Annotated in this window: 15 protein-coding genes and 1 pseudogene; 12 read left to right on the forward strand and 4 right to left on the reverse strand. The window is 59.9% G+C overall.

Translation table 11 applies throughout. The features are described from left to right. Positions 1–30: 30 nt before the first annotated feature. Positions 31–186: a hypothetical protein gene (locus ATY80_RS29170; protein WP_189637285.1), complete on the reverse strand. Its 156-nt coding sequence runs from the start codon at positions 184–186 to the stop codon at positions 31–33. A 148-nt stretch (positions 187–334) separates the two neighbouring features. Between ATY80_RS29170 and ATY80_RS27850 the strand changes: the two genes are divergently transcribed. The 3 genes from ATY80_RS27850 to ATY80_RS27860 are packed head-to-tail and all read left to right on the forward strand — an operon-like array spanning position 335 to position 3,167. Further along, positions 335–2,482: a copper-translocating P-type ATPase gene (locus ATY80_RS27850; protein ID WP_088695503.1), complete on the forward strand. Its 2,148-nt coding sequence runs from the start codon at positions 335–337 to the stop codon at positions 2,480–2,482. After that, complete coding sequence (locus ATY80_RS27855; RefSeq protein ID WP_088695504.1) at positions 2,479–2,661, forward strand: DUF2933 domain-containing protein; 183 nt, start codon at positions 2,479–2,481, stop codon at positions 2,659–2,661. The genes ATY80_RS27850 and ATY80_RS27855 overlap by 4 nt, the downstream gene beginning before the upstream one ends. After that, positions 2,661–3,167, forward strand: coding sequence for an SRPBCC family protein (locus ATY80_RS27860; RefSeq protein ID WP_088695505.1), 507 nt, complete (start codon positions 2,661–2,663; stop codon positions 3,165–3,167). Before ATY80_RS27855 ends, ATY80_RS27860 begins: the two co-directional genes overlap by 1 nt. Positions 3,168–3,203: 36 nt before the next feature. Here the strand turns inward: ATY80_RS27860 and ATY80_RS27865 are convergent, their stop codons facing one another. The 3 genes from ATY80_RS27865 to ATY80_RS27875 form a co-directional block, all read right to left on the reverse strand. Then, entirely contained in the window at positions 3,204–3,536 is a 333-nt protein-coding gene (locus ATY80_RS27865; protein ID WP_088695506.1) for a four-helix bundle copper-binding protein, read from the reverse strand. A gap of 9 nt (positions 3,537–3,545) precedes the next feature. Continuing rightward, the gene (locus ATY80_RS27870; protein WP_088695507.1) at positions 3,546–4,004 is read right to left on the reverse strand and encodes a DUF305 domain-containing protein; all 459 of its coding nucleotides are present in this window, start codon (positions 4,002–4,004) and stop codon (positions 3,546–3,548) included. A gap of 472 nt (positions 4,005–4,476) precedes the next feature. Continuing rightward, on the reverse strand, positions 4,477–5,673 hold the full coding sequence (locus ATY80_RS27875) for an acyltransferase (RefSeq protein ID WP_088695508.1): 1,197 nt from the start codon (positions 5,671–5,673) through the stop codon (positions 4,477–4,479). A 221-nt stretch (positions 5,674–5,894) separates the two neighbouring features. Between ATY80_RS27875 and ATY80_RS27880 the strand changes: the two are divergent. The 9 genes and pseudogenes from ATY80_RS27880 (at position 5,895) to ATY80_RS27920 (ending at position 13,697) form a co-directional block, all read left to right on the forward strand. Continuing rightward, positions 5,895–6,402 (forward strand): annotated as a pseudogene (locus ATY80_RS27880) (cytochrome b/b6 domain-containing protein). 350 nt (positions 6,403–6,752) lie between these two features. After that, positions 6,753–7,172 carry a hypothetical protein gene (locus ATY80_RS27885; RefSeq protein WP_088695509.1) on the forward strand — a complete coding sequence of 140 codons (420 nt, stop codon included), beginning with the start codon at positions 6,753–6,755 and terminating at the stop codon, positions 7,170–7,172. Positions 7,173–7,262: 90 nt separating this feature from the next. Continuing rightward, positions 7,263–7,487, forward strand: coding sequence for a hypothetical protein (locus tag ATY80_RS29905; RefSeq protein ID WP_088695510.1), 225 nt, complete (start codon positions 7,263–7,265; stop codon positions 7,485–7,487). After that, entirely contained in the window at positions 7,484–8,947 is a 1,464-nt protein-coding gene (locus tag ATY80_RS27895; RefSeq protein ID WP_088695511.1) for a TolC family protein, read from the forward strand. The genes ATY80_RS29905 and ATY80_RS27895 overlap by 4 nt, the downstream gene beginning before the upstream one ends. Positions 8,948–8,961: 14 nt before the next feature. Continuing rightward, entirely contained in the window at positions 8,962–10,308 is a 1,347-nt protein-coding gene (locus tag ATY80_RS27900; protein ID WP_088695512.1) for a copper oxidase, read from the forward strand. A 34-nt stretch (positions 10,309–10,342) separates the two neighbouring features. Next, positions 10,343–10,822, forward strand: coding sequence for a plastocyanin/azurin family copper-binding protein (locus ATY80_RS27905; RefSeq protein ID WP_088695513.1), 480 nt, complete (start codon positions 10,343–10,345; stop codon positions 10,820–10,822). Between the two features lie 17 nt (positions 10,823–10,839). Continuing rightward, positions 10,840–11,124: a copper-binding protein gene (locus tag ATY80_RS27910; protein WP_088695514.1), complete on the forward strand. Its 285-nt coding sequence runs from the start codon at positions 10,840–10,842 to the stop codon at positions 11,122–11,124. 310 nt (positions 11,125–11,434) lie between these two features. Next, positions 11,435–11,920 carry an adenosine-specific kinase gene (locus ATY80_RS27915; RefSeq protein ID WP_088695515.1) on the forward strand — a complete coding sequence of 162 codons (486 nt, stop codon included), beginning with the start codon at positions 11,435–11,437 and terminating at the stop codon, positions 11,918–11,920. 241 nt (positions 11,921–12,161) lie between these two features. Continuing rightward, the gene (locus ATY80_RS27920) at positions 12,162–13,697 is read left to right on the forward strand and encodes an FAD-dependent oxidoreductase (protein ID WP_088695516.1); all 1,536 of its coding nucleotides are present in this window, start codon (positions 12,162–12,164) and stop codon (positions 13,695–13,697) included. The last annotated feature ends 127 nt before the right edge of the window (positions 13,698–13,824 follow it).

A 13,824-nucleotide genomic window follows, 5' to 3' on the forward strand; every position in this document is an offset into this window, starting at 1 on the left:
CCGACCTCGCTTCAAGTTTCGGTGGCTCACCTATCTGGCGAGGATTGCGACCCCACGAAGCTTCACCACGCGCCTCAGGAGTGCTGTGCCCTCCAATGCCAGGTGTTCGTCGCCGAGGCCGTACCCGGCGAGGTTCTTGATCTGCCTGTTTTCGTGGATGTCGCCTACCCGGAACCGGTTGAACATCTGACCGGCATCGCTGTCCCTCCCTCCGTCGGACCACCCCGCGCTGTCGCTTGATTGATCGAGAGCGGCCGAACCCGGTCGCATGAAGAGACAACAGAAAGACGCGGAGTATCCCGTGACATCACCACATCATCACAACCATAACCACATGGTGGGATCGCCACCACCCCCGGTGACCGGCGAGCCGGTCATTTACACCTGCCCCATGCACCCGCAGATCAGGCAGCCTGGTCCAGGAAATTGCCCGATCTGCGGGATGACCCTTGAGCCCGAAGCCGTGACCGCCGAGGCGGGTCCGAGCGCCGAGCTGGTCGATATGCAACGTCGGTTCTGGATCGGCCTCGTTCTCGCCCTCCCCGTCGTCGCGTTGGAGATGGGTGGGCATCTCACGAACCTGCATATGCTTTTGGGAGCGCACACCGCCAACTGGGTGCAGATGGTGCTCGCGACACCCGTCGTACTATGGGCAGGCTGGCCATTCTTCCAGAGAGGATGGCAGTCGCTTGTGACCCGTCATCTCAACATGTTCACCCTGATCGCCATGGGGACCGGCGTTGCCTGGGTTTACAGCACCATGGCAACATTGCGTCCCGATATCTTCCCCGAGACGGTCCGCTCGAACGAAGGCGCTGTCGCGGTCTATTTCGAGGCCGCCGCAGTCATCACAGTTCTCGTCCTGTTAGGTCAGGTTCTGGAGCTTCGAGCCCGCGAGCAAACGGGAGGAGCCATACGGGCGCTTCTCGATCTCGCGCCTAAAATGGCTCGGCGGGTGAAAGTAGATGGCTCTGACGAGGACGTCAGTTTGGACGCGGTCGCGGTCGGAGATCGCCTTCGCGTTCGCCCCGGTGAAAAGGTGCCTGTCGATGGTGTCCTGTTGGAAGGCAGAAGCTCCGTCGACGAATCCATGATTACCGGCGAATCCATGCCGGTCACCAAAGAGATGGGCTCGAAACTGATCGGCGGCACGATGAACCAGACTGGCGGGTTCGTCATGGAAGCTGGCAAGGTTGGCCGCGACACGATGCTTTCCCAGATCGTTCGGATGGTTGCCGACGCCCAGCGATCCCGCGCTCCGATCCAGCGCCTGGCAGACCAGGTATCGGGTTGGTTCGTCCCCGTTGTCATCGTCGTCGCGATTGTTGCGTTCGCCGCCTGGCTGCTTTTCGGACCCGAGCCGCGATTTGCCCACGGGCTCGTCGCGGCTGTTGCCGTCCTGATCATCGCGTGCCCCTGCGCCCTCGGCCTCGCAACGCCGATGTCAATCATGGTGGGTGTCGGGAGGGGCGCGAGTATGGGCATACTGATCAAGAACGCTGAGGCGCTGGAGCGCTTCGAAAAGATCGATACCCTTGTAGTCGACAAGACGGGAACACTGACCGAGGGACGTCCTAAGCTTACCGCGATCCTCGCTCACGGGCGCTATTTCGAAGACGATGTTCTGAGACTAGCCGCAAGCCTCGAACGTTCTAGCGAGCATCCCCTGGCCCATGCCGTTGTCAATGCAGCCAAAGAGCGGGATATCGCGTTTGCAGATGCGGAGGACTTCGACAGTCCGGTCGGCAAGGGCGTGACCGGAAAAGTCGACGGCAAGAACCTCATACTGGGCAGCCACCGGATCATGGAAGATTCAAACGTTGACGTACTCCCGCTGACGGCTCGAGCCGAACAGCTGCGGGACGAAGGAGCGACGGTCATCTTCCTCGCGTCCGACGGGCAACTCGCGGGCCTTCTGGCCATCGCCGATCCCATCAAGGCCACGACGCACCAGGCCGTCCAGCAACTGGTCAAGGAAGGCGTTCAGGTTGTCATGCTGACGGGAGACAACACCACGACCGCCGCCGCCGTTGCGCGCAAGCTTGGCATCAACAAGGTGGAGGCCGAGGTTCTTCCGCAGGACAAGAGCAAGATTGTCTCGCAACTCCGCAGCGAGGGACGAGTTGTCGCCATGGCAGGTGACGGGGTCAACGATGCGCCCGCACTCGCCGCAGCCGATGTCGGCATCGCGATGGGAACGGGAACAGACGTCGCCATCGAAAGCGCAGGCGTCACCCTTCTCAAAGGCGATCTCCAAGGGATCGCCCGCGCCCAGCAGCTCAGTCGGGCAACGATGCGTAACATCCGGCAGAACCTGTTTTTCGCCTTCATCTACAATGCCGCAGGAGTCCCCATTGCAGCGGGCGCTCTCTACCCCGCGTTCGGCATTCTCCTCTCCCCGATCATCGCTGCCGCCGCCATGGCGCTCTCTTCTGTCAGCGTTATCGGCAATTCCCTCAGACTTAGGAGGATCGGTCTATGAACTCGCGCACCTGGATTTTAATGGCCGTCTCACTGGGCATCATCGTGTTGTTCTTCGTCTTGCGGGAGCATTGGGCCCACGCACTTGGGATCGCTCCGTACATTCTGCTTCTCGCGTGCCCCCTGATGCACCTGTTTCACGGCGGGCATGGCGGACATGACCATCGGGACGGCGCGTGATGACCTACGAGGCGTCGGCTTCAAGTAGCATTGACCTGCTGGCTCCGCCCCAGCAGGTCTTCGCCTTTCTCGATGATCCATCCGTCGTTGGAGCACACATGCAGCGGCCCTCTCTGATGATGTTGGGAGCGACGATGGAGTACGATGTCGACCAGGGAAATGGGCAAGTGATTGGCTCCATCATAAAGATGCGCGGCAAAATTCTCGGCATGCACCTGTTCGTGGAGGAGATTGTTACGGAGTGGCAACCGCCTTGGCGCAAATCCTGGCAGACGCTCGGCAGTCCGAAGCTGCTGGTCATCGACTCCTACCATATGGGATTTGTCGTCAAACCTATCGCAGTCGGCTCGCGGGTAATCGTCAAAATCGAATACTCGTATTCCCACAGCCCGCTGGGTAGCAAACTCGGCGGCATCCCGGCAAAAGCCTATGCAAGGTGGTGCGTATCAAAAATGACGACGGAGGCCGGAAACCGCTTCACTCAGGCTCCACGGAACGATCAATAACGGGAGGGCCAGTCTCCAGGCCCTCCCGCACTGCCGTCAGGCGGCCATCTTTTCGCAGCTCTCGGCGCAACGGCGGCAAGCGTCCACGCAGCTTTCCATGTCACCGATACGTTCGCAATCGGCAGCGCACTCGCGGCAGATTTCGGCGCACTCACGGCAGGTGTGCTTGTGATGCGGTGTGCCGATCAACATGAAATGGCCTGAGGTCCGGCACATTTCCGCGCATGCCATCATCAGGCGGAAATGGTCAGGCTTCGTGTGTTCGCCGCCCATCTCCAGGCAATGGCTCATCGCCATCGAAAGGCACTCCTGGTAACAGGCCAAGCAGGCTTCGATGCAACGCTTCATTTCTTCCGATTGGTGGTGCACGACCGCCTCCTATTTGGCTTCCTTATCGACCCACTTGGTCATGTCGGCGATTTCCTTCTTCTGGGCGGCAATCACCTTCTTGGCCATTGCCTTGGCCGCCTTGTTGTCGCCGGTCTTCAGCTCGGCCTCGGACATTGTGATCGCGCCCATGTGGTGGGCGATCATCCCGCAAACGAAAGCCACGTCGGGGTCCTTCTGCATCATTCCCTGCATCATGTTGTCGTGCATCGACTTCATGCCTTCCATCGCGGCCTTTTGATAGTCGCCCATGTTTTCCATGGGCATATCCATCTTCATGTCGCCGCCGGAAGACATGTCAGTCTTCATGCCGCCGCTGGATGGCGTGCCCGTTTGGGCCATGTCCATTCCCTTGCATTTCTCGGGATAGATCATCTCCTGGGCCATTGCGGTCGCGGCCAAAGAAAGCAGCGAAGCGGCGACAGTCGTAACAAGGAGTCTCGTTTTCATCGGTATTCTCCATTGATCGGGTTGATCGAACCGTCAGGCCAGAAGCGTCTTCGGCGGCGGATCGATTGGCCTTATCAACAAGAGCGGGCTGGCTCGGGGGACCTCTGAGAAGATGACACGCCGCGAATCCAGGACAGTCGCGGCTACAGGTCCGTTCGGGACCACTGGGCAGCAATGCATGCCGGTGCAGCAGGTTAGGGAAATGGCCGGACCCGGGCGCACCGCATTCGAGTGGTAGTCATCGGCATGAGCGCAACGATGTTCGAGGCGACTGGCGGCGACTGCAAATTGACCTAGTCCGGCCGCAGCTAGCGCCAACATCAGCACCGCGAGGAGCCGAACAACTTTGCTACGAAAAACTGTCACCGTGGCATTCCTTGCGCCTCCGGACCGCGAAAAGGGAAACTTGTTCCCTTCCCGGGATATGGATTGGCCGTCGCAGAAGGCAAGCCGAATGGCGCAGTTCCTTGGTTCAGCCCAGGACTTTGTCTCGGATGCGAAGAAAGGTCCTTTCGATCAACAGCCAGAGCAGGACTGCAGCAATGAAGCTCGTCATCATATAGACGAAAAATCCCTGCATTCCTTGCAGGTTTTGCGAACCCAAGAGGACCCTGTCCAAGTTGAAGACGGATTTGTGGGTCAAATAGAGACTGTAGGACAAGGTTGCCGTCACCGCTGCGCCTGCAATTGGCCACCGCCTGAGGACTTCGTCGAGGTCGAGAAGAGCACCAAGGAGAAGCGCTACCCCGAGTGAGATCAGTGGGAAACCAGCGACCGCTCCAGGTTGAGCCTGAAAGACGAGGAACAAATTGGTCCCAGCGAGCGGACCTCGGATCGAGAACAGCACGATAGCACCTGCCACCAAGGCTGCTCCCACCGAGGCTGCAACAGCTGGCGGCAAGACCCTTCGGTACAAGTCTGAGCGGAAAAAGCGAGCTGCAGCGAGAAGCACGCCAAACAGCAGACCATCGAACCTTGTGTAAGTGGGATAGTAGATATCCCGCAGGTAGACCGCAAATGCTTCTCGCGCTCGTCCAGCCCCGACCAGCTCACCAACCTCACCGTCCCAAATTGAGGACCGAAGAATTACGCCGAGGGCGACAAGCGTCACGGTCAGGAGAAGGGCCCACATCGCGCTGATTTTGCGGCAAAGCAGAAGAACCATTACAGGGAGCACGAGGTAGAATTGCTCCTCCACGCTCAAGGTCCAAGCTTGCGTGAACGCATTGCCGTTGCGGGGATCAAGGCCAAGATTGACTGTAAACGTCGCGAAACGCCAGATCGGTTGCATCGACGGAGCGTCGCGGAAAAGCGGAAAAAGGGCATAGAGCCCAAGCACAACGAAGTACGCCGGGAATATTCGGAACGCACGCCTCAGGTAGAACGACTTGAAGTCCAAGCGGCCCGTCCGCGACATCTCCTTAAACAGCTGAGTACCGATCAGGAACCCGCTTAGAACAAAAAAGATATCGACTCCGAGCCACCCGTAGTTGCGGACCCCGACCAGAACGCCGGGCGTTGCCTCAAGCGGCAAGTGAACGAGCATAACAAGAAGGATGGCCAACGCTCGCAGGATATCTGGGCCGCTGGAGCGTGCCCCGACCGCCACGGCCCCGCTTGGTTGAGAGGTTTGCGACAAGGTCGATGCAGGACTGACTACGAGACTCATTTGGCCACCTAATCCTCTCTCACACGGAAAACGTGCAGTAGATGTACACGTTCGGATGCGGACCGAAATGACACAGTTGTGAAAGGTGGAGTTAACCTAAATGAGTGGTAAACGGCGGGCGGCGAGCGCTGGTTGCCGCGAGACTTCGAACATAGCCTGAATTCGACGACTGAAAATTTACCGACCATACGGCATTGTCTCCCGGAAACGCTGGGGCAATGATGCGGTACGGTTACAGAGCTTCGCAGATAGTCTTGCATTGGGTGGTGGCCGGCCTGGTTTCCGTTCAATATCTGACCGGTGGCAGTATCGAACGGACCCATCATGCCGTGCACATGGGCGTACAGCCGTCACACGTGGATGTGCTGCTACACCTTGTCCACAACTACGCGGGGATGGCCATCGGCGGCGTCATGGTCCTGCGGCTTCTCCTGAGGATCATGCAGCCGCCGTCAATGGCTGAACCGCCGACGGGTGCCGCGCTGGTAGCGAGGGCTCTTCACTTCGGCTTCTATGCGGCGCTCGTCGCACAAGCTGCACTTGGCTTTGTCGCCAGCTATTTGACGTTCTCCGTCGCGCCGCTTCACGTGATCGGCTCGTACCTGATCCTCGCGCTGGTCACCGTCCACTTCGCAGCGGCCATATGGCACATTGATCAAGAGAGACGAAACGATGGATCGCATGATCCTTCCCCGGGATGACAAGCCAGTCACCTGGACTGCCAGGTAACCCACGGTCCTCCAGCGTACGGAAGCTGTGAGTGGGACTTTAGTCCGATTGCCCAAGCTGCTTCTCATCCTAGAGTTCCCCTATCCTTCATCTCCTGGGAAGGACGCGGGAGACCACGATGGAGGGATGGTTCGCAAGAACTCTGTGGTCTCCCTGCTTGCCTTCGCCGCTGTCTTTGCTCGCTCAGCAGCCTTAAAGCGGCAAAATCAGTTCAGCAGTATTGACCTTCCAACGGTGGCAAGCCGTAAACGCCGCCACGACTGCCTCACAATGGTCGCGAATCATTGAGAAGTGCGGCGGCGCAATTGAAGTGCCGTCGCTTTGGCTGTAGCACTTGGGAAATGGGCAAAATGTATCGAATCGCACTGAGCAAAATGCTCATTTTTGTGCGGCTGGTGATCATCGTATCGCTGGCGGGATACACGTTGTCCAACGCGAACGCCGCCATGCATGGATCGGCTTTCCCCGAATTACCGTCAGCGGTTGCCGCTAGCGAGCACGAACAGCACGCTATGTCCGGCCACGACCATGCGATGACCGGCGATCATGAAGCAATTCAAGATGTCCACCAACACGATCACGGGTCTACCTCGGGTGATGAGGACCAGTTCGCCAAACAGCAGTGCTGCAAGGACTTCTGTGGCGGTCTTGGCATCGTTTGTGAAGCTCATGACGTGGGCGGACCCGTCGTGTCTTCCATCCGGCAGTTCGTCAACGATCAAAGTCTGGTTGGCGAACTGCCGACCCTCCACCGGCCGCCTAACATCTGAATAGCGCTTAGCCCGTCGTGACGGGTCCGGAAGGCATGCCGTGGCGACAGCCGCGCCTGCCGGTCGATATCTGCTATTCGGATTTTTAAGATGAAATCTTCCATATTCGTGGTGGGGCTGCCCCTGTTGGTGGGCGGCTGCGCATCCACACCTCCCGATGTTATCTCGTCGGCGGACGTCAGGGAGACGTACTCGGTGCGTCCTCTTCGATATCGTTCGCCCATATCTGGCTTCGTTGCTCGCCAGCCGGTCGATCCCAAGCCCTGGCGGCAGCAGAACGAGCAATCGTCTCCGAAGAACGGAGACGCATCATGATCGCGATCAACAGGGCAATAGCTCTCACGGCCCTCCCGCTGATCCTTGGCGGCTGTGTCACCAACGCCGAGTACGCGAAGAAAGAAGCGGGCTTTTCCACCGTCTCCGCCAAGGTCGGCGGCGTCGCTTCCAAGCAGACCGTTTGGGTGCAAAATCAGCAACAGGCCCAGGCGGCTTCATCCCAGGTCAAGGCGATTCTTGCTCGGACGAAGGTGCTCGACACGGAGACAGCCGTTCAGGTGGCGCTGATCAACAACAAGGGCCTTCAGGCAGCCTATGCCGATCTGGGCGACAGCGCAGCTGATGCTTGGCAATCGACGATGCTCCTCAACCCGACCGTTTCGATTGGTTTCTCCGGCATGGGTGCGCCCGAATTGGAAGCATTCCGGACAATTGAAGGGGCGATCACGACCAATCTTCTGGCTCTGATGACCAAGAAGCGGGACATAGACATCGCTGATACCCGCTTCCATCAGGCGCAGTTGAATGCTGCGGTCAAAACGCTCCAGCTCGCGGCGGACACCCGCCGGGCTTGGATCAACGCGGTCGCGGCGTGGGAAAATGTCGGGCAACTACAACGCGCCCAGGCGGCGGCCGATGCAGCCTCAGAACTCGCAGAGAGGCTTGGCGAGACTGGTGCGATGACCAAGGGAGCCCAGGCCAGAGAGCACGTCTTCGTCGCCGAGTTGGCGGGGGAAACCGCAAAAGCCCGGTTGTCCGCTCGCCTCGCCAAAGAGGAACTTACCAGGCTGATGGGCCTCTGGGGGACCGATGTCGACTACCAGGTCCCCAACAGCCTTCCGGCGCTGCCCAGGTCGCTGGCCAAACGGGATGCTATCGAAGCCGAAGCGCTGCGGAACCGCATCGACCTCCAGGCAGCTCGTCTGGAGCTGGAGGCTACCGCACGCTCCTATGGGCTCACCGAAGCCACGCGCTATGTCACGGACCTCGAAATCCTGACGGGCGTCGAGGCCGAACGCGAAGTCGAGGATGGCAAGAAAAAGTGGGAGACGACCGCCGCTGTAGAGTTGGAGTTCGCTATCCCAATCTTCGACACGGGCAAGGCGCGGATGCGCAAGGCCGAGCTAGACTACATGCGGGCCGCCAACCAGTTGGCCGAGAAGGCTGTGAACGTCCGCTCCGAGGCGCGGTCAGCCTACGAAGCCTATCGCTCGAACTACGACATCGCCCGGCATTACCGCAACAACGTCGTGCCACTGCGCACCAAGGTCGAGGAAGAGTCGCTCCTCACCTACAACGGCATGATCACCAATACCTTCGAGCTGCTGACCGATACCCGGGACAAGACCAATTCGATCCTGCTGTCGGTCAACGCGAAGCGCGACTTCTGGCTCTCCGAGGCGAACCTTGCACCGTCGGTTTACGGAGGCGGCTCCGCCGCAGCTCCGGCTGAGACCGAAGTCGCATCGTCTTCGGTAGCGAGCGGCGGCGGTCATTGAGAAAGGACATCCAGATGTTCAACAGAAGACAACTTTTCGGCGCTGGAGCTGCGATGCTTGCGGCAGGTGCCTGGACCAAAACATCGGCAATGGGATTGCCGGATGCGCCGACAATGGATTCGGCGGATATGCAGCCGCCACTGCATCCGACCTCCGGTCCCGACTACCAGCCCGTCGTGACCCTGAACGGCTGGACACTGCCTCATCGGATGAACAACGGTGTCAAGGAGTTCCATCTGATCGCGGAACCCGTCGAGCGCGAGATGGCGGACGGCATGACCGCCTACCTCTGGGGCTACAACGGCCAATCACCAGGACCGACCATCGAGGCGGTCGAGGGTGACCGGGTTCGCATCTTCGTCACCAACAAGCTGCCGGAACACACCACGATCCACTGGCACGGCATGATCTTGCCATCGGGTATGGACGGCGTCGGCGGCCTGACGCAGCCGCACATCCCGGTCGGGAAGACCTTCGTTTACGAGTTCGACCTCGTGAAGTCGGGCACCTTCATGTACCACCCGCACTCTGACGAAATGGTCCAGATGGCAATGGGCATGATGGGCTTCTTCGTCATCCACCCCAAAAACCCGAAGTTCATGCGCGTCGACCGTGATTTCGTGTTCCTGCTCAACGCCTACGACATCGATCCGGGCTCCTACGTTCCGCGCATCATGGAGATGACGGATTTCAACATGTGGTGCTGGAACAGCCGCGTGTTTCCAGACATCAGCCCCCTGGTGGTTTCGAAGAACGACCGTGTGCGAGTGCGCGTCGGCAACCTGACGATGACCAACCACCCTGTCCACATGCACGGGTACGACTTCGAGGTCACCTGCACCGATGGCGGCTGGGTGCGTCCTGAAGCGCGCTGGCCCGAAGTCAGCATCGATATTCCCGTAGGCGCGATGCGAGCCTACGAGTTCGATGCCAAGTATCTCGGCGACTGGGCGATCCACTGCCACAAGTCCCACCACACGATGAATGCGATGGGCCACGACATCCCGACCTTCATCGGTGCCGACAAATCGAAGGTCGCGGAGAAGATCAAGAAGCTCCAACCAGACTACATGCCAATGGGAACCAAGGGCATGGCCGATATGGGCGAAATGGAAATGCCCATTCCCGAGAACACCGTTCCCATGATGACGGGCTGGGGTCCACACGGCCCCATCGAAATGGGCGGCATGTTCTCGGTCGTGAAGGTCCGCGAGGGTCTCTCTGCGGACGATTACTCCGATCCGGGCTGGTACGAGAACCCGCCCGGGACGCAGGCATGGGAGTGGACCGGCCAACTGCCGGACGCGACCAAAGCCAAAGATGCGAAAACGCAAATCACGCCGAAGCCGAGCAACGGCTGAGGTTCCAATCTCCCAACCCGAAAAAGGATCAGGCATGAAGAATTATGTACTAGCGCTGGCAATCGCCGCACTTGCGACCCCGGCCCTGGCCTCCGGCAATCACGCAGGCGGACACGGTGAAAAGATGGCCGTCGGTGATCCGGGCGACAAAGCCAAGGTTACCCAGACCATCCGCGTGACCATGAAGGAAACGGACGACGGCAAGATGCTCTTCCAGCCTGCCGTCTTCAAAGTCCGCAAGGACCAGACAGTGAAGATTTCCATCAAGAACGCTGGTCAGTCGGACCACGAATTCGTGCTCGATCGGGAAGACAAGATCATGGAGCACAAGAAGGTCATGGAAAATTTCCCGGAGATGGAACACGCCGATCCCAACTCAATCCGCCTTGCAGCCGGCGAGAGCGGCGAGATCATCTGGACGTTCACGACCGACGGTGAGTTCAAGTTCGCCTGCCTCATCCCCGGCCATTTCGAGGCTGGAATGCACGGCGATGTGACCGTGGCCGCCAAGTAAGGTGAAGGAGTAGAACAATGAAGAATATCCGCAAGATCGCGTTTGCCGTGACCCTGAGCATTGCAGCCGCATCCGGCGCTTTCGCCCAGGAGTTCACCAAGGGCGTCGTCAGCAAGATCGACGCCAAGGCGGACAAGATCACCATCAAGCACGAGGACCTGAAAAACCTCGACATGCCCGCCATGACCATGGTGTTTCGTATGAAGGACCCGGCGCTCCTTGAAAAACTACAAGTGGGCCAGGACATCGAGTTCGTGGCCGAGCGGGTCGACGGCAAGCTGACCGTGACAGAAATCAAGTGATCTGACGGAGCCCGGGTCGCACCGAGGCCCGGGCTCTGTCTGTTCGAAATTCCGGTCGATCGTATGCTCGGATAGCGTTGCTGCAGCCGATGTCAAAACACGGTTTTCCTTCAGGAGGAAGCCATTGTGCTTTCGAAAATGCATCGCGATCTTGCGTGAGGACGCGATGCGGCGTTTGAACATAGGCGCAGCATTCCAGGTGATTGCAGCGTTCCGGCTCTTCCCCGCGGGTGTGTCCGCCCTGGCGGCTTGAAACCGCCTGTGGTTTGCCTACCTACCATCACATTGCCTATCTTGAAGGAGCGCAGCCATGGAACTTTCCGTGGTGCCCATCGTCAAGCCGGACGCCGCCAACTTCATTTTTGGCCAGTCGCATTTCATCAAGACGGTGGAAGACATCCACGAGGCACTTGTTGGTGCGGTTCCTGGCATTCGCTTCGGGCTGGCTTTTTGCGAGGCCTCGGGCAAGCGGCTGGTGCGATGGTCAGGCAATGACGAATCCGCGATCGCCCTTGCACGGGACAATGCACTTGGTATTGGCGCTGGCCACACGTTCCTGATCTTCCTCGGGGACGGATTTTTTCCCGTCAACGTTCTGGCTGCGGTGCGCTCGGTGCCCGAGGTCTGCCGCATCTACTGCGCGACGGCCAACCCAACACAGGTGATCGTCGCACAAACCGAGCTCGGCCGCGGCGTGCTCGGTGTGGTGGATGGCGCCTCGCCGCTCGGGGTCGAAACCGACGCCGACATTGCGTGGCGCAAAGACCTTCTGCGACAGATCGGCTACAAGCTGTAGCGATCTGAGCGTGGCCCAATTGAAGGGTGGCGCGGTGGCCGGTGCAGCGTCGCATAAACGGAAGTTCATGCGCTGCGTTTGAGCCAGGAGCGCAACCGAGCTCGCTTGATCACCGAGTTCCAGCTTCTGGATACCAAGTTTCTTGCCTGCGGGGGCAACAGCGCAAAAGCCGAGGAAGCTTCGTCGACAGCCGAGCGTCGCGAATGGGCGAAACCCTAGGTGTCCATTGATGGAGGAAAAAATGGTCGGGCATCATTCAGACCCAAGCGGCCCCGATCTGGCCCTTGGCATCACACTCGCCGATCTTCCCGATGATGGCAAGCTGGTTGGCCATCGTGACGGTGAGGCCGTGCTTCTGGTGCGCCGCGGAGCGGAGATATTCGCCGTTGCGGCAGCCTGTTCGCACTATGGCGGACCACTCATCGACGGCCGTGTCGGCGACGACGGCATCCGCTGCCCGTGGCATCACGCCTGCTTCGACCTGCGCACCGGAGAGGCCCTGCGCGCGCCTGCGCTGTCGTCGCTCGCCTGCTGGTCCGTGGAAAGGCGCGGCGACAGGATTTTCGTCGGCGAGAAGCGCCAAAAGCCGTCGCCTGCCCCCGACGATGTTGGCAAGGCCGGGGTTTCCCCGCAAAGAATCGTCATTGTCGGCGGCGGCGCGGCAGGCTTTGCTGCGGCAGAGAGACTGCGCCGTGTACGGTTTCAGGGCGCTATCGTCATGATCAGCGACGACGAAGCGGCGCCCGTCGATCGCCCGAACCTGTCGAAGGATTATCTTGCGGGCAAGGCTCCGGAGGATTGGATCCCGCTGCGCAAGGAAGGCTTTTATGCCAGGAACGGCATTGACCTGCGCCTCGCAACCAAGGTGGCCTCCATCGATATTAGAACCAAAGAGGTCGTGCTCGCCGACGAGACACGGATTGCCTTCGACAAACTGCTACTTGCGACTGGCGCCGAGCCGGTGCGACTGACCATACCCGGTGCGGACCAGCCACATGTCCACACGCTCCGCTCGCTTGCCGACTGCCGCACGATCATCGCGCAAACCAGATCGGCGCGGCATGCCGTCGTTCTTGGCGCCAGCTTCATCGGCCTCGAGGTTGCCGCCGCCCTTCGCGCACGCGGTGTCGATGTGCATGTCGTGGCGCCCGAGGAACGGCCGATGGAACGGGTGCTGGGCCCTAAGATGGGCGACTTCATCCGCGCGCTGCATGAGGAAAATGGCGTCGTCTTCCATCTTGGGGACGCCGCGGCGAGCATCGGTCAAAGCGAGATCTTGTTACGCAGTGGCCGCACTCTGGCCGCCGAGTTGATCGTTGCCGGCATCGGCGTACGGCCACGGATCGATCTCGCCGAAGCCGCAGGTCTTGCCACGGATCGGGGTGTCGTGGTCGATGCCTACCTTGAGACCAGCGTTCCGGGGATATACGCAGCAGGCGACATCGCCCGGTGGCCCGATCCCCACACCGGCGAGAGCATCAGGGTCGAGCATTGGGTGGTGGCGCAGCGGCAAGGTGCTGCCGCCGCGCTCAACATGATCGGACGCAGAAAGAAGTTCACGGATGTGCCGTTCTTCTGGAGTCAGCATTATGACGTTCCTATCAACTACGTCGGCCATGCCGAGAGATGGGACGCAATCGAGGTCGAGGGCGACATTGCCGCGAAAGACTGCCTCCTGCGCTTCAATCGCGGCGGGGGAGTTCTGGCGGTTGCCACGATCTTCCGCGATGCCGACAGCCTCCAGGCGGAACTGGCAATGGAAAAAAGCAGCGCCTAAAGCTGATGGACGATCGCGTGTCGGTCAGCGGTGTCATCCACGCGCGACGATTGGCACAGGCGCCGACCCGCAAATCACATCGAGATGCGTCGGTTCGCTATGGAGCCCGCGGGTGGTAATCGCAGAC

It is taken from the genome of Rhizobium sp. R711 (genome assembly GCF_002211365.1).
Taxonomy (GTDB): domain Bacteria; phylum Pseudomonadota; class Alphaproteobacteria; order Rhizobiales; family Rhizobiaceae; genus Rhizobium.